This window comes from Bradyrhizobium sp. SZCCHNR1098, assembly GCF_032489375.1.
Taxonomy (GTDB): domain Bacteria; phylum Pseudomonadota; class Alphaproteobacteria; order Rhizobiales; family Xanthobacteraceae; genus Bradyrhizobium.
In genome coordinates this window covers 179,339-197,454 of the sequence record NZ_JAUEXY010000002.1, presented here as the reverse complement: position 1 = coordinate 197,454, position 18,116 = coordinate 179,339, and the positions used below count along the sequence as shown (strand labels likewise).

Here is an 18,116-nt window from a genome sequence, read left to right as displayed (position 1 = left end):
TCGTGTGACATCATCAAGATGTCACACGATCGGACGCAGCGAGACGTTGGGGACTACGGAGAACGCCGCAGCGGCGGCAGAGGGCTGCCGCGGCTCAGGCCGCGGCGGCACGCTCCAGCTTGCGGAAACGGACCAGCGAGAAATGGCCGAGCGGCGGGATCAGGCGGCGTTCGACCAGCTCCATGCGCTCGGCGCCGGCGAGCCAGCGGAGATAGCGCGACCAGCCGAACTCGGCGGTGCGGAAGCCGAGACGGCGGACCACCGGCTGCAACGCCTGCTCGATGACGCGGCGCAGGCCGTCGTCGGCGCTGACGCGGGTCAGGATGATCAGCTCGCCGCCCGGGCGCAGCACGCGCGCGAATTCGTCGAGCGCGACCTCCGGGTTCGGTACGGCGGTGACGACATATTGCGCCATCACGACGTCGAAGGAGTCGTCGGGGAAGTCGAGCTGCTCGGCGTCCATCACCGCGAGGCCCTCGACGTTCTTGAGCCGCTGGTCGGCGACGCGGCGCATCGCCTTGCCGAGCATCGCCTCGGAGATGTCGGTGCCGAACACGCGCACATGCGGCGCATAGAGCGGCAGCGAGATGCCGGTGCCGACGCCGACCTCGAGCACGCGGCCGCCGAGCTTGTTGGTGGCTGATATCGCGGCCTTGCGGCCCTTCTCGAACACGCCGCCGAACACGAGGTCGTAGATCGGTGCCCAGCGGTCATAGGCCTGCTCGACCTGCTCGCGATCGAAGTCGAGCTCCCGCGCGCCGTCGAGCTTCATGGTTTCTGCCATCGTTACATCTCACTTGGTTTGGAATTGATGGAGTGACGCAACATCTGCCGTCAGCCGCGCACGGCGCTCTGACCGGCCAGCACCGGGGTCGGACGCACGACGCGGGACGGCTGCAGCACGGCGAGATTGCCGATGAACTGGCGCGCGCTGTTCTCCCAGGAGCGGTCGAGCGCAAATGCGCGGCAGGTCTCCCGCGACATCGTCAGCGCCTTCAAACATGCTGCGCGCAGATCCCAGTCGATCGCCCCGATCGGATGATCGGCGATGACGTCGAGCGGACCGGTCACGGGGAAGGCCGCGACCGGCGTGCCGCAGGCCAGCGACTCCAGTTGCACCACGCCGAACGTATCGGTCAGGCTCGGAAACACGAACACGTCGGCGGCGGCCATGTGCGCGGTCAGATCCTTGCCGGTCTTCTCGCCGAGGAAATGCGCCGTCGGAAACCGGCGCTCCAACTCCGCCTTCTGCGGGCCGTTGCCGATCACGACCTTCGAGCCCGGCAGATCGAGCGACAGGAACGCCTCGAGGTTCTTCTCGACCGCAACGCGGCCGACCGTCATGAACACCGGACGCGGCAGATCGAGCGTGACAGGCTCATCCGGATTGAACAGTCTCGTATCGACACCGCGCGTCCAGAAGCCCAGCTTCTTGAAGCCGCGCGAAGCGAGATCCTGCTTCAGCGAATTGGTCGCCACCATGGTCATCGCAGCCGCATCATGGAAGCGGCGCATCACCCAGTAGCCGACGGCATCGGGGATGCCGGTGCGCACCGAGACATATTCCGGAAAGCGCGTCGTGTAGGACGTCGTGAACGGCAGGCCGTGGCGCAGACAGTAGCGGCGCACCGCCCAGCCGATCGTGCCTTCGGTGGCGATATGAATCGCATCCGGCGCGGCGGCCTCGATGCGCCGGGCGATCTCGCGGCCGTTGGTCACGGCGAGCCGCAGGCCCGGATAGGTCGGCACACCGAACGATGGAAAGCCTTCCGGCGTAAGGAAGGTGATGTCGGCGCCGAGGCCGGCGGCCGCGCGCGCCAGCGAGGTGAGCGTGCGCACCACGCCATTGACCTGCGGGTGCCAGGCGTCGGTTGCGATTAAGATCCGCATAAGGCGATCCGGAAAGTTGCAGCGATTCTGAACGGCCGCAAATTCCGACATTGTTATTTCAGGCGTGTGACGTCATCGAACTGTCGAAGGGTCTTTTTGCCCGCCCGCCGCTATTTTCCCCGCGATCCGTGGCGGCGTCGCACAGGCGCTGTCGTGAAACCGTCATGAAACAAACGGTTAAGCCGACGAAACCGTTTTGCGTGCAGCGCGCAAACGCAACGAAACTTTTCTCCCCTATGAGTTGCAGCATCAGGCGTGGGTCGAAGCGCCACAAAGAATGATGACAGGCAGCCGATTTTGACGACGCCGGCCGAGACAGTGGCGGCGCGCACCAAGCGATCAAACAAGGGGACGTCCATGTTCACGCCAGGCACAGTCCGTTCGCCATCCCGCACCCTGTTCGGTGCGCTGATCGTCGGCACGATCGTTGCGACAACGCCGACGCTGGCCGCGCCCCCGGCCCCGCTCCCCTTCCCTTTCCTGCTGCAGCCGCCAGTGGCGACCTACGAGCCACCGGCAACGACGCCGCAACTGATCACGCCGCGCGAGGACGAGGCGACCGCCTATGAGTTGCCCCCGCGCCTGCGCCGCCAGGTCGTGAGCTACGCGACCCGCGAAGCGCCCGGCACGATCATCATCGACACACCAAACAAGTATTTGTACTACGTGCTCGGCAACGGCCAGGCGATGCGCTACGGCATCGGCGTCGGCCGTGACGGATTCACCTGGTCGGGCGTGCAGTCGGTGACCAGGAAGGCCGAATGGCCGGACTGGACGCCGCCGCCGGAGATGATCGCGCGTCAGCCCTATCTGCCGCGTCACATGGCCGGCGGTCCCGGCAATCCGCTCGGCGCCCGCGCGATGTATCTCGGCGGCACCGTCTACCGCATTCACGGCACCAACGCGCCCGAGACGATCGGCACGCATGTGTCGTCGGGCTGCATCCGCCTGACCAATCAGGACGTGATCGACCTCTATTCCCGCGTCGGCGTCGGCGCCAAGGTGATCGTGCTGCCGATGGAGCGCCGCGCCGATCTCGGCCGCATGACCCGCTGACCCGCGCGGGCCGCACTGCTCGTTCCTTCTCCCGGATCCTCCCTGACTGGACCGCCGAGGCCCGAAAGCCGCGGCGGTCATTTCTTTGCGCGCATTTCGCCATTCACCATCACGGCCGATTGATGGTGGCCTGCTTCATCGGCTGCCCTGGCGCGCCTCCGTCCGGCCCTGTAAGCTTGGCAATCTTGCATTAACCGCGATCTCGCCGCTTCCGGCACGAGCCGGCCCGTGGCAACTGGAGTCCGTGGATCCGACATGAATCTTCCGACGCCGCGACCGGATTGGCAAAGCAGACCTCATCCGCTCGCTCCGAGACCGCAGCAGCCACGGCGGCGCTCGCCGCCCCGGCTGCGGATGATCCTGATCGGCGCCGCCGGCCTTGCCGCCGTCGTGCTGATCGGCATCATCATCGCGGAGGTGTTTCTGTTCTCGGGCAGCACGCCGGCGCCGCAACTGACCCAACTGCCGCCGCTGCCGCCGGCCACGCGCAACTCGATCATCATGACGCCTGTGTCGATCTCGCTCGGCGCGATTCGTGACGCCGCCGAAAAGGCCGCGCCGCGCAACTTCTCCGGCAAGGCCGACAACCCCGTCAACCAGATCCTGCAGAACGCCGACATCGGCTGGACCGTCACCCGCGGCGTCATCGCCGCCACCGGCACCCAGGACACATTGTCCCTGGCGACGCCGCTCTCAGGCCGGCTGAACGTTACCGGATCGCTGTCCGCCAAGGCGACCGGCGCGCTCGGCGATGCCATCGGCGGCCTGCTCGGCTCGGATGCCGCCAAGCAGATCGGCGGCATCAACATCAAGAATCTGAACGCCACCGCCGACATCAAGGGCAACGTCCTGATCGCGATGCGGCCGCGGCTCGCCGCCTCATGGTATGTCGAGCCGAATTTCGCCGCCCAGGTCAATCTCGGCGATACCGCGCTGACCGTGGCGGGTGCCCGCGTCAACGTGCCGGCGCAGATGAAGCCGATCATCGACAAGACCGTCAATGAGCAACTCAGCGTGCTCAGCGACAGGCTGCGCAAGGACCCGACCATCCGACGCGTGGCGCAGGCGCAATGGGCCCGCGCCTGTCGCTCGGTGCCGCTGCAGGGCACCGCGCCGGGACTGCCCGCCGTCTGGCTCGAGATCAAGCCGACGCGGGCGTTGGCCGCGCAGCCCGCGATCGATGCCAACGCAGTCAGCGTCACCATGGGAATCGAAGCGGAGACCCGGGTCACGGCGGCCGAGACCAAGCCGGAGTGTCCGTTCCCCGATAAGATTACGATCATTCCGCCCACCGCCGGAACTATCAATGTCGCGGTTCCGATCGACGTCCCCTTCACCGAGCTCAGCAAGCTCGTCAATTCGCAACTTGCGGGGCGGACGTTCCCCGAGGACGGCTCCGGCCCGGTCGCGGTCACCGTCAAGCATGCGACCGTCGTGCCTTCGGGCAACCGGCTGCTGATCTCGCTGCAGGTCAAGGGCAAGGAGAAGGAGAGCCTCTTCAGCTTCGGCGCCGATGCGACCGTGCACATCTGGGGACGCCCCATGGTGGATCAGGCGCAGCAGATCCTGCGGCTGTCCGACCTGCAGCTCGCCGTCGAATCCGACGCGGCATTCGGCCTGCTCGGCGCCGCCGCTCGCGCCGTGGTGCCGCATCTGCAACGCGCGCTGCTGGAACGTTCGGTGGTCGATCTCAAGCCTTTCGCCGACAACGTCCGCGACAAGATCGCCACAGCGGTCGCCGAGCTGCAGAAGAACGAGAACGGCATCCGCGTCGATACCGACATCAACAATCTCGCTTTGACCGACATCGCCTTCGACGCCACCGTGCTGCGCGTGATCGCCTCGGCGGAGGGCACGATGTCGGTTCGAGTCAATACGTTGCCAGGACTGTAACGGCCCGTTGCTACGCCTGGACGACGACGCCTTGCCGAAACCGGCGGCAATTCGTGATCCTCGACGGCCGAGGCCACTTCAGGAGCAGGACATGAGAAGCCAAATGGATGGCGCCATTAGTCTGGCGATCGACAAATAGACGGACGCGAGGCATCGACGGCTTCGTCATCATTCCGCTTCACGACCGATCTGGTATTATCATCCGCAAGCGCATAGCCGGGCCGTCATGCGCGGCGCGGACGAGAGACGGGACCGTGGCGCTCCCGCCACTGCGCGGGCTTGACGCGCTCTCACGAGAGCCGCAACACGGCGCAGAGAGATGTCGTCGGGCCCTTTCCGCGCGCCCGTCGCAGGAAACATTCCGTAACAAAATTCTTCGCAAAACGCCGCGATTCTAGGTCACTTGTCGGTATGGCCCAGACACAACCACACATTCTTGTCGTCGAGGACGACCGCGAGACGCGGACGCTGATCGCAAAATATCTGCGCAACAATGCCTGCAACGTGACCACCGCGACCGACGGCCGCGAGATGACCCGCATCATGGGCGACCACCGTGTCGATCTCCTGATCCTCGACGTGATGCTGCCCGGCGAGGACGGCCTGACCTTGTGCCGCAAGCTGCGCGCGGAGTCGCAAGTGCCGATCATCATGCTCACCGCGCGCGGCGAGGACGTCGATCGCATCCTCGGACTGGAGATGGGCGCCGACGACTATCTGCCGAAGCCGTTCAATCCGCGCGAGCTGCTCGCCCGCATCAACGCGGTGCTGCGCCGGCAGGCGGCCGCGATGACGGCGAGCGCAACCGAAGGCGCGACCGCGCTGAGCTTCCTCGGCTGGACGATCGACTTCCGGCTGCGCGAGCTGCGCAATCCCGAAGGCGCGCGCGTGGCGATGACCAGCGCCGAGTTCGATCTGCTCCGCACCTTCTGCGAGCGGCCGGGCCGCGTGCTGTCGCGCGACAGCCTGCTCGACCTGACGCAGGGCCGCAGCGCCGGCTCGTTCGAGCGCTCGATCGACGTGCTGGTCAGCCGCATCCGCCGCAAGATCGAGCCAGACCCGCAGGAGGCCACCATGATCAAGACCGTGCGCTCCGGCGGCTACATGTTCACGCCCGTCGTCGAGGTGGTGACCGGCCCGCAAAGCCATTGACCATCGGATCGAATGGCGATGTCATGATGTCGTTCGGCTTTCTCAACCTCAAGGGAATCCGCGGCCAGATCACGGCGCTGGTGGCCATTTCGATCGTGGCGCTCCATGCCATCATCACGGCGACATTCCTGATCTATCGTGCCGAGCAGCCCGACCCCGAAAACGAGGTCGGGCCGTTTCAGCTCGCGACGGCCATCCGCATTCTTGGCCGCGCCCCTGCTGCCGAACGACCTCGGCTGATCTCCGACATCGCTCGTGCCTATCCTGAGTTCGAGCTCAAGCCGCACGCGGGACCTCTGCCGGGTGATCCCGGCCGCCTGCACGAGCCGGCCGGCCCCGACGTCGGCGCCGGGACCGGTGGCGACGAGCGCCGCCCGGCCCCTCCGGAGATGGCTGACGGACGGCCTCACGGTCCAGGCGGCTTTCGCGGCCTTGGCCCAGGCTATCGCATCTTCATGCCGCCGCCCGGCTCCCAGACGCGCACCGTCATCTTCGCTCTGCCCGATGGCAACATGGTCTCGGCCCGAATGGTCGACCGGCCGCACCGGCCGCCGTTCTGGGGTGCGCCCTGGCTGACGACGATCATGTTCGCGCTGATCAGCATGACGCTGCTCGGCCTGTGGGCCGCGCGCGCACTGACATCGCCGCTGTCGGGCTTCGCGAAGGCCGCCGAGAATTTCAGCCTCGACGGCGATGCGCCGGAATTGCCCGAGCGCGGACCGGAGGAGATCCGATCGTTGGCGCGCGCTCTCAACCGGATGCGCCAACGCATCACGGCGCTGATGAACGACCGCACCAAGATGCTGGCGGCCATCAGCCACGATCTGCGGACACCGCTGACCCGCATGCGGCTGCGCTGTGAGTTCGTCGAGGACGAGCTGCAGCGCAGCCGCATGCTGGCCGATCTCGATCAGATGCATGCGATGCTGGGCTCGGTGCTGTCGTTCCTGCGCAACGGCCGCAAGCTCGAGCCGATGACGCTGGTCGATATCGCGAGCATCCTGCAGCTCGTCGCCGACCAGTTCGCCGACGTCGGCCACAGCGTCACCTATATCGGCCCGGCGCACGCAATGGCGACGGTGCGGCCCGACGACCTGATGCGGTCGGTCACCAATCTGGTCGAGAACGCCGTGAAGTACGGCAAGGAAACGGTCATCAGGTTATCTGCGTCGGGGAAGCGCCTGACGATCGATGTGGAGGATGACGGACCCGGGATCGCCGATGCGCGCAAGCCCGACATGCTGGAGCCGTTCGTGCGCGGCGACGATGCCCGCAACATGGACGAGGCCACCGGCTTCGGGCTTGGCCTGTCGATCGCAAAGGCGATCGTCCAGGCTCATGGCGGCGAACTGTCGCTGCACGATCGCAGGCCGCACGGGCTGATCGCCCGCATCGAGCTGCCGCTCGGCCAGACCACCTTGCGCCCCGCAGCATGACGCGCGAACGCGCCCGGACAAGCCGGGCGCGCCGCGATCGAGACGAGCAGCTATTTTCGTCGGCGATGCCGTTACTGGGAGTACTTGAACTCGGGCATCGACTTCAGCTGGTCCTTGGTCGCGTTGATCATCGCGTGATCGGGATACCAGCGGTTCTTCGTGGAGCTCATCGACGAGGACGAAGTGCCGGTGGCCGCACCAGTCGTGGTCGTGGCCGGCGGCGTGGTCGAGGACGTGGTGCCGGAGGCCGGGGCATTCGACGCAGTGCTCGCCTGAACCGGCTGATCCGAGAACTTGATCTGATCGAACGAGACGGCGACGAGGTGCTCGCCCATGCCGAGGAAGCCGCCGACGCCGATCACGACGCCCTTGACCGCGCCGCTCTTGTCGACCAGCAGGTCGTCGATCGAGCCGACATTCTCGTTGTTGTTGTTGTAGACCTTCACACCAACGAGCTTCGAGCTGCGCCAGTCGCCCTGATACGACGCCGCGGTCGTATCGGCGCGGATCGTGGTGCTGGTCGTCGTGGTGGTGCTCTCCGCAGCAAACGCCGCGGTCGCGAGCAACAGGGAACCGGCGAGGCCGGCTGCAACAGTTTTCATCACCATGTGGTGTCTCCTCTCAATGTGTATGGTGACGAGAGAACTGCAACCGACCCCCAGCGTTCCGTGGGAACTACGATTTCGTCATTTTGCGCGACAAGCCGCCTCGGTGCAGCGCGACAACGTCGCTTTGTGACACTCGGGAGCGCGCCGGGCCGGCGAGCTGAAGCTGGAATCGCGTTTGAGGAGAGCGTTCGACTGGGAGCCCGTGCAACCGGAAGAGCCGCCCCTCACAGCAGAGGACTGCGAGTCGGCGGTCTTCGTTGAGCTGCGCGCGTCGAGCACGGATCCCGCAACGCGGTTCGATGCTCACCTCCCGCAGGTCAATCGCATCTGGAAGAGGCTGACAGCCCGATACGCCCGCCTGCGGCGGGCTCCTCGGGACAAGGGCTGCTTGGCAAGATCCAAGCCCTCATAAATCCAAGCCCTCGTGGTGAGCGTCTCGAACCAGGGGGCCACGACGGCTCAACCCATAGGAGATTGCCCTGCCCGCCGACTGCGTCAGGGCCATCTCATTCGGGACGACTGGTCGGTCGATCGACGAAAACTCCGAGCTTCGATATTTCCGAGAGAGCGGCGCATTCTGAATCAGCTACGCGGCCATCGCGCCGTCCTCATCGACGGCCTCGGCATAGAACGCGATGGTCTCGTAGCGATAGTCGCAGAGACGGCAGTGCCAGAGATAGGCGGTGCGTCGCCCATCCTTCTCGACCCAGGCCGGCAGCGCGATCGGCTCGCCACATTGGGCGCAGGGATTGTTGCGCGGCAGGTCGAGGACGCGCATCGCGGATTGCGCGTTGTCGAAATTGCGAAACTGGATATCGGCTGCCTTCACGGCCATGACGCGCTCCCTCTCTGTTCAGTCTTCTTGAATGAGTCAGGCATGCTGTCGAACTGACGGGCGGGATCATAGCCGCGCAGCGGCTGATTTGCACGCGCCGGGATGCCGCGCGACATCCGACCTCACGAGGATGGGATCCGAGGATGGGATCAATCCGTTTGATTCAATTGCCTACGGAAGTGACCGCCGGTTCCGCGACATGGCGGGCGCCTGGATTACGCAGATGGATGGTGGCGATATCGTCGGCATAAACCTTCTGCCAGCCGTCGACGTGATCGAGCAGCTTGGTCGCCGCACTCTGCGTGCGCAGCAGGGTCGCCTCGATGTCGTAGTCCTTGAGCAGGCGGAACAGATTGTCCGGCTCCATCAGGCCGGAGGCGGCATTGTGATCGACGAAGAACTTTTCGCCATAGAGCTCGGTGCGGCCGTCGATGAACGGCGCGACACCGGCTGAGATCAGGTAGCCGCCGAAATCATAGTCGTTGAGGACCCGCGTGAGGTTGAGCTTCTTCAGCTCGGTCACGGCTGCGACCGGGGTGCCGCGCATGTTCGGCGTGTAGTTCAGGATCGCGGCCGATGCGATGGTGCCGGCGCCGAGCGCGAGCATCACCGCCCCCATCAGCGCGGCTCCCGACGCGCGCGCCTGCGGCAGCACGGGCAGCGCGCCCGCCTGCCGGGCCAGCGGCGCGGCGAGCACCAGCGGGCCGACCAGCGCCAGGATCTCCGCCGCGCGCGCCTGCGCCAGCGCCATGTGCAGCAGGCCGAGCAGCATCAGGATGCGCACCGGCGGCAGCCTGAGGCCGTGGAACAGCGCGAACCCGATCGCGATCAGCAGGCAGATCTCGAACGGGCCGAGGCCCTGGAAATCGGTCGCCTTCCATTCCACGATCAGCGGCAGCGCCTGTCCCAGCGACAGGATCTTCTGCGACGCCAGCAGCGCGTTCCAGCCATAGGGCGTGCAGCAGCTCGCCGCCAGCGCGAGCGCGGCGAACCCCGCCCAGCGCAGCGCCAGGCTGGAGCGGACCGAGCGATCGGCGTTGACCAGCGAGTCGAGCGCGGCGGGCGCGATGAAGAACAGGCCGAACACGAAGCCGCCATGCAGATTGACCCATAGCGCGATCAGCAGCGCCAGCGGCCATGGCGGCGCGTCCTTGCGATCGGCGGCGTCGATCAGAGCGGCGATCCAGGCGACTAAGATTGGAAACGCCAGCACATGCGGCCGCGCCAATAGATGCGGCAGGCAGAGCAGGAACGCCGCGACCACGAACACCAATGTCGTGCTGTCGCGCAGATGCCGGCCGAGCGCACGCGCGAACAGCGCAAAGGACAGCGCGATGGCCGACGCCGCCAGCACCACCGGTCCGGTCCAGCCGGCGAACTTGTAAGCGGCGGCATAGGCGACCTGCGCCAGCCACTGCGTGGAGATCCACGGCGCGCCGCGCATGGTGAACGAATAGACGTCGACCTCGGGCACCGTGCGGTGGTCGGTGATCCACTGCCCCACCGTGATCTGCCACAACGTGTCGGGATCGTTGAGCAGCCGGTTGCCGGAGATCAGCAGCAGCGCATAGACGCCGGCGCCGACCCACAGCGGCAGCAGCGCCTGCGCGCGCCCGGCGGTCGCTTCGGTGTGGGTGACGGACAGCGTCATCGCGGCATGGCCCCATTGGCGGAATTGCTCCGCCAGCCAAGCACGCCCGGTATAATTCGCGGTAAACCGCCGGCGCATCCGGACTCGACCCGGCGTCGTCGCCCCATTGTTGCCACATTATCGCCCGGCGTTTGCGCCAATTACGGTGTGCAAAGTGTAAAGCGCGTGCTGGGGGGCTACTCGGCATGCGTGTGGTTCCCGGGGGATCCTGACACATGAGACGTCTCGTGCTGACGGCCTGCATTGCAGGCTTCGCGATGGCTGGTCCCGTGCCGTTCGCCATGGCTGCCGATGATGCGAGCACCGCATCGGACAGTGCAGCCAAACCGAAGGCCGGCAAGGTCAAGCTCGCCCATGTCCGCTCTGACGGCACCAGGGAGCTGGCCGTACGCAGCGCGGTGACCAAGGCCGCGCGCGAGGTCGAGGCGATCGAGGCCGTCAGCAGCGCCGACACCTCGCCGCCGATGGACGCCAATGCCTCAGCGCCAGCCGACACCGATGCCGCTGCGGCCGAGCCCCGCGAGGCCGAGCGCAAGGCGGCCGAAGCCAAGCCGCGCCACATCGACAGCGGCCATCCGCATATCGACGCGCTGGTGGCGGTGCACGCCGCCGCCAACAACATTCCGGAATCGCTGATCCACCGCGTCATCGTGCGCGAGAGCAAATACCAGAAGGACCTGGTCGGCCGCTGCGGCTGCATCGGCCTGATGCAGATCAAGCTCGGCACCGCGCGCGGCCTCGGCTACACCGGCGACGCGCAGGGCCTGCACGATCCGAACACCAACCTCACCTATGGCGTGCGCTATCTCGCCGGCGCCTACCGTGCCGCCCGCGGCGACCACGACCGCGCCGTGCTCTACTTCGCCAGGGGCTATTACGAGGAGGCCAAGCGGCAGCGCCTGGCCGACGCGCGGCCCGCCGGCCGCTCCGAGCGGACGAGCGCCCCGCTCGACATCACCCCGAAGATTGCGACCGGCCGCCACGCGCGGGCGCACTGATCGCCATTGGTTCCAAGGGCCGTCGGCATTGTCTTTCCGTGACACTCCGTTGACACGGGGGGATATCGGTCTATTTTAAGCGCGTTCCGAGGGGAGCTCCGAGGGGAGCTGAGATACCGCAGCGATGTGCGGTGACCCTTTGAACCTGATCCGGGTCATGCCGGCGAAGGGACAGGGATGCAGCAGATAACCACGCGCGGGGATGTCCCCGTTTCCATCATCGGTGCGGGCATCGCGGGTGCCTGGCAAGCCTTGCTGCTCGCGCGGGCCGGCCATCACGTCACCTTGCACGAGCGCAGCGACGCCGATCTGATGCTCTCCACCAGCCATTGGGCCGGCGGCATGCTCGCGCCCTATTGCGAGAGCGAGGTCGCCGAGCCGATCATCAGCCGGCTCGGGCTCGCCTCGCTCGACATCTGGCGGCGCGAGCTGCCGGACACGCCGTTCAACGGTTCGCTGGTGATCGCGCATGCCCGCGACCGCGCCGACTACGACCGCTTCGCCCGCCGCACCTCCGGCTATCAGCGGCTGGACGCGCAGCAGCTTGCGGCGTTGGAGCCGTCGCTGGAGGGGCGCTTCCGCGAGGGCCTGTTCTATCCGACCGAGGGCCATGTCGAGCCACGCCGCGTGCTGCCGAAGCTGCATCAGCGCATCGTCGAGGCCGGCGGCCGGGTGCTGTTCAACAGCGACGTCACGGCTGATGATCTCGACGGCCTCGTGATCGACTGCCGCGGGCTGGAGGCGCGCGACGCCGAGCCCGAGCTGCGCGGCGTCAAGGGCGAGATGATCCTGATCGAGACCGCCGAGGTGCAGCTCGCGCGGCCCGTGCGGCTGATGCATCCGCGCTTCCCGCTCTATCTGATCCCGCGCGAGGACAATTTGTTCATGCTGGGGGCGACCTCGCTCGAGGCCGAGGACACCGGCGTCAGCTTGCGCTCGGCGCTGGAATTGCTCGGTGCCGCCTACTCCGTGCATCCCGCATTCGGCGAGGCCCGCATCCTCGAATTCGGCTCAGGGCTCAGGCCGGCCTATCCCGACAATCTGCCGCGCATCACCATCAAGGACGAGCGCGAGATCCGCGTCAACGGCCTCTATCGCCACGGCTTCCTGATCGCGCCCGCGCTGGCGCAGGCGACGCTGAACTACATCTCGCACGGCCAGATCGACAACGAGGTGATGCGATGCGCGTGACCGTCAATGGCGAGGCCCGCGACATCGCCGCGACCTCCGTCGCCGCGCTGCTCTCCGAGCTCGACTACGAGGGCACCCATTTCGCCATCGCGCTGAACTACGATGTCGTGCCGAGGAGCCGCTGGGCGGAGACGCAGCTCAAGACCGGCGACGAGATCGAGATCATCACGCCCCGGCAGGGAGGGTGAAGTTCATGGAGCGCTCGCTTGCGCCACGCACTCCGCTGTCGTCCCGGCGAACGCCGGGACCCATAGCCACCGGCTTTTGTCTTGAAGCTCGATCTCTCCCACCGAGGTCCCACGCCAGATCACGCGGTATGGGTCCCGGCGTTCGCCGGGACGACGTGGGGAGGGAGGTCGCGCCCCACGCACACCTGTCATCGCCCGGCGAAAGCGCGAAGCGCGTCTCGGCGAAAACGACCGGGCGATCCAGTACGCCGCGGCCTATCTGCGTGTCCGAGCCGCCTCTGGAATACTGGATCCCCGCTTTCGCGGGGATGACAGGCTTCATTGCGGCGACCACCGTCCGACATGACGGAGACCATTGATGCCCACCTTCTACGACAAGACCTTCACCTCCCGCCTGCTCATCGGCACCGCGCTCTACCCCTCGCCCGCGATCATGCAGGACGCGATCCGCGCCTCGGGCGCGCAGATCGTCACCGTGTCGCTGCGGCGCGAGGCGGCCGGCGGCAAGACCGGCGACGCGTTCTGGAAGCTGATCAACGAGCTGAATGTCACGGTGCTGCCGAACACCGCCGGCTGCCGCAGCGTGCGCGAGGCGGTGACGACCGCCAAGCTCGCGCGCGAATTGTTCGGCACGAGCTGGATCAAGCTCGAGGTGATCGGCGACAACGACACCTTGCAGCCCGACGTGGTCGGGCTCGTCGAAGCCGCGACCATCCTGATCAAGGACGGTTTCGAGGTCTTCCCCTATTGCACCGAGGATCTCACGGTCGCGATGCGCCTGGTCGATGCCGGCTGCAAGGTCGTGATGCCCTGGGCGGCGCCGATCGGCTCGGCCAAGGGCATCACCAATCGCGATGCGCTCAAGCTCCTACGCGACCGCCTGCCCGACATCACCCTCGTCGTCGACGCCGGCCTCGGCGCGCCCTCACACGCGGCGGAAGCGCTCGAGCTCGGCTACGACGCCGTGCTGCTCAACACCGCGGTGGCAAAAGCCGCCGACCCGGTGGCGATGGCGCGCGCCTTCCGGCTCGGCTGCGAGGCCGGCCGCACCGCTTACGAGGCCGGGCTGATGGACGCCCGCGATTTCGCCTCGCCCTCCACCCCTGTCGTTGGGACACCGTTCTGGCATGCCGTATCCTGACCGCTTCTATCCCGTCGTCGACAGCCTCGCCTGGGTCGAGCGCCTGACCAGGCTCGGCGTCGGCACGGTGCAGTTGCGCGCGAAAGACCTCAACGACGGCGAGGCGCTGCAGATCGTCACCGACGCGCTCGCCATCACCAAGGGCACCGCGACCAGGCTGATCGTCAACGACTATTGGCGCGCCGCGATCGTCGCCGGCGCCCAGCACGTCCATCTCGGCCAGGAGGATCTCGCCGACGCCGACGTCGCCGCGATCAAGGAGGCCGGCCTGACGCTCGGCCTCTCGACGCATGACGATGCCGAGCTGGAGACCGCGCTCGCCGCCAAGCCCGACTACGTCGCACTCGGTCCGATCTTCCCGACCACGTTGAAGGCGATGCGCTTCGCGCCGCAGGGCGTCGCGAAGATCAGCGACTGGAAGAAGCGCGTCGGCGCCATCCCGCTGGTCGCGATCGGCGGCATCAAGCTGGAGCAGGCCGCGGAGATCTTTGCCGCCGGCGCCGATTCCATCGCGGTCGTCAGCGACGTCACGCAGAACGTAGACCCCGACGCCCGCGTCCGCGCCTGGCTCGATGCGACGAAGGAGCCGGCCTGATGCGCGCCACTATTGCGAATGCGTCTGAGAGCGATTGGGCCCCGACCTCGCCCCACGCGAGCTCGTTCCCTCCCCCCTTGTGGGGGAGGGCTAGGGAGGGGGGTGAGCCACGAGCACCGAACGCGGGGTTACCCCCCTCCCCAACCCTCCCCCACAAGGGGGGAGGGAGCCTGAACAACATCCGCCCCTTACGTCGACAACTCATTTTCGCCCTCGGCTCGGTACGAGCGAGCAACTGGCATGAGGCTCAACTCTCTCCACCGTCATTGCGAGCGAAGCGACGCAATCCAGAGCGACGTGAGCAGCCCTGGATTGCTTCGTCGCAAGTGCTCCTCGCAGTGACGTCCCCCATTCACTCCGACAACAACGATTGAGAAGGAGGATCCCATGAACATCCGCTCCAATCCCGACACGACGCTTCCCGCCGTCACCACCGGCCCGCTGCCCTCCTCGCGCAAGATCTACGCGACCCCGGAGTCCGCGCCCGACCTGCGCGTGCCGCTGCGCGAGATCATCCTCTCCGAAGGCGCCGGCGAGCCGAACCTGCCGGTCTACGACACCTCCGGCCCCTACACCGATCCCTCCGTGACGATCGACGTCAACGCCGGCCTGTCGCGCGCCCGCATTGCCTGGGTGCGCGAGCGCGGCGGCGTCGAGGAATATGTCGGCCGCGACATCAAGCCGGAGGACAACGGCAATGTCGGCGCCGACAAGGCCGCCAAGGCCTTCACCGCGCATCACAAGCCGCTGCGCGGCCTCGACGGCCACAAGATCACCCAGCTCGAATTCGCCCGCGCCGGCATCATCACCAAGGAGATGATCTACGTCGCCGAGCGCGAGAATCTCGGCCGCAAGACCCAGCTCGAGCGCGCCGAAGCCGCGCTCGCCGACGGCGAGAGCTTTGGCGCCGAGGTCCCGGCCTTCATCACCCCGGAGTTCGTGCGTTCCGAGATCGCGCGCGGCCGCGCCATCATCCCCTGCAACATCAACCATGCCGAGCTGGAGCCGATGATCATCGGCCGCAACTTCCTCACCAAGATCAACGCCAATATCGGCAACTCGGCGGTGACCTCCTCGGTTGAAGAAGAAGTCGACAAGATGGTGTGGGCGATCCGCTGGGGCGCCGACACCGTGATGGACCTCTCCACGGGCCGTAACATCCACACCACCCGCGAATGGATTTTGCGCAATTCACCGGTGCCGATCGGCACCGTGCCGATCTACCAGGCGCTGGAGAAGTGCAACGGCGATCCGGTGCAGCTGACCTGGGAGCTGTACAAGGACACCCTGATCGAGCAGTGCGAGCAGGGCGTCGACTACTTCACCATCCATGCCGGCGTGCGGCTCGCCTATATCCACCTCACCGCCAGCCGCGTCACCGGCATCGTGTCACGCGGCGGCTCGATCATGGCCAAGTGGTGCCTCGCGCATCACAAGGAGAGCTTCCTCTACACCCATTTCGAGGAGATCTGCGACATCATGCGCAAGTATGACGTCTCGTTCTCGCTCGGCGACGGCCTGCGCCCCGGCTCGATCGCGGACGCCAACGACCGCGCGCAATTTGCTGAATTGGAAACGCTGGGCGAGCTCACCAAGATCGCGTGGAACAAGGGCTGCCAGGTCATGATCGAGGGCCCCGGCCACGTGCCGATGCACAAGATCAAGATCAACATGGACAAGCAGCTCAAGGAATGCGGCGAAGCGCCGTTCTACACCCTGGGGCCGCTGACCACCGACATCGCGCCGGGCTACGACCACATCACGTCCGGCATCGGTGCCGCCATGATCGGCTGGTTCGGCTGCGCCATGCTGTGCTACGTGACACCGAAGGAGCATCTCGGTCTCCCCGATCGCAACGACGTCAAGGTCGGCGTCATCACCTACAAGATCGCCGCCCACGCCGCCGATCTCGCCAAGGGCCATCCCGCAGCGCAGCTCCGCGACGACGCGCTGTCGCGCGCCCGCTTCGACTTCCGCTGGACCGACCAGTTCAACCTCGGCCTCGATCCAGAAACCGCAAAGCACTTCCACGACGAGACGCTGCCGAAGGAAGCCCACAAGGTCGCGCATTTCTGCTCGATGTGCGGCCCAAAATTCTGCTCGATGAAGATCACCCAGGACGTCCGCGACTACGCCGCGACGCTGAACGACCCGGCCACGGTCGGCATGACCATCTCCGGCACCATCGAGGACGGCATGGCCCAGATGAGCGCCAAGTTCAAGGAAATGGGCGGCAGCGTGTATCTCGATGCGGAGAAGGTGAAGGAGAGCAACAAGGCGTTGTCCTGACGCCCACTCTCTCCACCTCCACCGTCATGGCCGGGCTTGACCCGGCCATCCATCGAAGCCGGGCGCAAGCCCGGCTTTTTTTACTGTTAGCTAAGCCAACTGATATTAAGGAACTTGATCCAGCGCGTATTTGAATGAGGACAGCAACATCGACGGCACGTAAATAGCTTGCGGAACAACCGAAAGATGTGACATTTTAGCCAGATCGTAAACGATTGCGAACGGGCGGATGAGCGATGGAGGCCGCAGCTAAACTGCTAACGGCTATGGCGGCTTTCTTTGGAGCCGTGGCTTGGCCTGCGACCGTATTTGCTCTTCTGTTTTTGTTCCGCTCCGAGCTAAGGCTGCTTCTGCGCACAATGCCTGCGGTGCTCAACAAGATCCAAAAAGCTTCGCTTGTCGGCATAAACTTAGAACTCGACAAGGTCGCCGCGGAGACGGACATCGCGGGCGAGGAGAAGGGGAAGATTACTCCCCGACAGATAGAGGCCGCGGCACGAATAAAAATCCAAACTCCGCAAGTCGGTTCAGAGACTCTTTTACAAGAGTTGGATCGGCTCTGTTTAGAGTACGACACTATAAGGCGTACCATGCCGGCTGGGTCGGATCGTACCCGCGCCATGACACGTCTGCTCGTAAAAATGCGCTCGTTAGCTCCTAGCTTGATCGAGTATATCGATGTCTACAAAGGATCCGGATCAGCTGGAAGTCGCTTAGCCGCTATTGCAATGATGCAGATGGATCCACCTGCTGGCGACTTGAACTGGCTAAGGGATCGCTTCTCGTCCGAACAGCCATTTGTCTTCTACCATGCAGCGCTAGCGCTTCAGAATATGGCAGATATACTGAAGACACCTCACGAGAAAAAACGCATGCTAGAATCAGTTGAGCATGCGCTAGCCATCATCAGGAAATTCAAGGGAGTTCCAGATCTGAGGACAATTGAAGTTCTGGAGATGATATTGAATAGTCTTCAGAAGCAATCGTGAGCAGGCGCAGTCGGGAATGACAGCGAGCGTAGCCCAGCTGAGCGCACGATACCCGAGACCTGACGACCAAAGCTCTGCCTATCGCTTCGTTCATGCAGACTACGGATCACGATTCCGCATGCCGGTGACCGCGGCGTCATCCGACTTTTGTCTTTCTCTCGCAGTGGCTGGCTACGGCTTCGCCCACCCCTAGCACGTGAAAGG

The 18,116-nt window shown here is 65.6% G+C and carries 16 protein-coding genes and 1 riboswitch; of the genes, 11 read left to right on the top strand and 5 right to left on the bottom strand.

Annotated elements, in window-relative coordinates; translation table 11 throughout:
- Window positions 1-94 precede the first annotated feature (94 nt).
- Entirely contained in the window at window positions 95-784 is a 690-nt protein-coding gene (locus tag QX135_RS05120) for a class I SAM-dependent methyltransferase (protein ID WP_315738560.1), read from the bottom strand.
- 50 nt (window positions 785-834) lie between these two features.
- Entirely contained in the window at window positions 835-1,890 is a 1,056-nt protein-coding gene (locus QX135_RS05115) for a glycosyltransferase family 1 protein (RefSeq protein WP_315796711.1), read from the bottom strand.
- A 357-nt stretch (window positions 1,891-2,247) separates the two neighbouring features.
- On the opposite strand from QX135_RS05115, the gene QX135_RS05110 reads away from it, so the two are divergent.
- The 4 genes from QX135_RS05110 (at window position 2,248) to QX135_RS05095 (ending at window position 7,427) form a co-directional block, all read left to right on the top strand.
- Window positions 2,248-2,946, top strand: coding sequence for a L,D-transpeptidase (locus QX135_RS05110; protein WP_316177070.1), 699 nt, complete (start codon window positions 2,248-2,250; stop codon window positions 2,944-2,946).
- Window positions 2,947-3,201: 255 nt separating this feature from the next.
- Entirely contained in the window at window positions 3,202-4,839 is a 1,638-nt protein-coding gene (locus tag QX135_RS05105; RefSeq protein WP_316177073.1) for a DUF4403 family protein, read from the top strand.
- Window positions 4,840-5,250: 411 nt separating this feature from the next.
- Window positions 5,251-5,991, top strand: a complete 741-nt coding sequence (locus QX135_RS05100; protein WP_315717811.1) for a response regulator — start codon at window positions 5,251-5,253, stop codon at window positions 5,989-5,991.
- A gap of 23 nt (window positions 5,992-6,014) precedes the next feature.
- Window positions 6,015-7,427 carry an ATP-binding protein gene (locus QX135_RS05095; RefSeq protein ID WP_315755346.1) on the top strand — a complete coding sequence of 471 codons (1,413 nt, stop codon included), beginning with the start codon at window positions 6,015-6,017 and terminating at the stop codon, window positions 7,425-7,427.
- A 71-nt stretch (window positions 7,428-7,498) separates the two neighbouring features.
- On the opposite strand, the gene QX135_RS05090 is transcribed toward QX135_RS05095, so the two are convergent.
- From QX135_RS05090 to QX135_RS05080, 3 genes are all read right to left on the bottom strand, one after another.
- Window positions 7,499-8,035: a PRC-barrel domain-containing protein gene (locus tag QX135_RS05090; protein WP_315738564.1), complete on the bottom strand. Its 537-nt coding sequence runs from the start codon at window positions 8,033-8,035 to the stop codon at window positions 7,499-7,501.
- A gap of 586 nt (window positions 8,036-8,621) precedes the next feature.
- A complete protein-coding gene (locus QX135_RS05085) occupies window positions 8,622-8,870 on the bottom strand; it encodes a hypothetical protein (protein ID WP_315772004.1) in 249 nt (82 codons plus the stop codon).
- A 163-nt stretch (window positions 8,871-9,033) separates the two neighbouring features.
- Window positions 9,034-10,521: a hypothetical protein gene (locus tag QX135_RS05080; RefSeq protein WP_316177291.1), complete on the bottom strand. Its 1,488-nt coding sequence runs from the start codon at window positions 10,519-10,521 to the stop codon at window positions 9,034-9,036.
- A gap of 215 nt (window positions 10,522-10,736) precedes the next feature.
- On the opposite strand from QX135_RS05080, the gene QX135_RS05075 reads away from it, so the two are divergent.
- The 7 genes from QX135_RS05075 to QX135_RS05045 all read left to right on the top strand — a co-directional run bounded on the left by QX135_RS05075 (window position 10,737) and on the right by QX135_RS05045 (window position 17,912).
- Window positions 10,737-11,519, top strand: coding sequence for a lytic transglycosylase domain-containing protein (locus QX135_RS05075; protein ID WP_315772002.1), 783 nt, complete (start codon window positions 10,737-10,739; stop codon window positions 11,517-11,519).
- A 79-nt stretch (window positions 11,520-11,598) separates the two neighbouring features.
- Window positions 11,599-11,709: riboswitch (TPP riboswitch) on the top strand.
- Window positions 11,697-12,710, top strand: a complete 1,014-nt coding sequence (locus QX135_RS05070; RefSeq protein ID WP_316177075.1) for an FAD-dependent oxidoreductase — start codon at window positions 11,697-11,699, stop codon at window positions 12,708-12,710. It overlaps the preceding riboswitch by 13 nt.
- A complete protein-coding gene (gene thiS / locus QX135_RS05065) occupies window positions 12,701-12,898 on the top strand; it encodes a sulfur carrier protein ThiS (RefSeq protein WP_315781926.1) in 198 nt (65 codons plus the stop codon). Before QX135_RS05070 ends, thiS begins: the two co-directional genes overlap by 10 nt.
- Window positions 12,899-13,256: 358 nt before the next feature.
- Window positions 13,257-14,039 (top strand): thiazole synthase, encoded by a 783-nt coding sequence (locus QX135_RS05060; protein WP_315738569.1) that lies wholly within the window; start codon window positions 13,257-13,259, stop codon window positions 14,037-14,039.
- Complete coding sequence (locus QX135_RS05055) at window positions 14,026-14,634, top strand: thiamine phosphate synthase (protein ID WP_315738570.1); 609 nt, start codon at window positions 14,026-14,028, stop codon at window positions 14,632-14,634. The genes QX135_RS05060 and QX135_RS05055 overlap by 14 nt, the downstream gene beginning before the upstream one ends.
- Before the next feature lie 387 nt (window positions 14,635-15,021).
- Entirely contained in the window at window positions 15,022-16,923 is a 1,902-nt protein-coding gene (gene thiC / locus QX135_RS05050; RefSeq protein WP_316177078.1) for a phosphomethylpyrimidine synthase ThiC, read from the top strand.
- A 236-nt stretch (window positions 16,924-17,159) separates the two neighbouring features.
- Window positions 17,160-17,912 carry a hypothetical protein gene (locus tag QX135_RS05045; RefSeq protein WP_315771992.1) on the top strand — a complete coding sequence of 251 codons (753 nt, stop codon included), beginning with the start codon at window positions 17,160-17,162 and terminating at the stop codon, window positions 17,910-17,912.
- The last annotated feature ends 204 nt before the right edge of the window (window positions 17,913-18,116 follow it).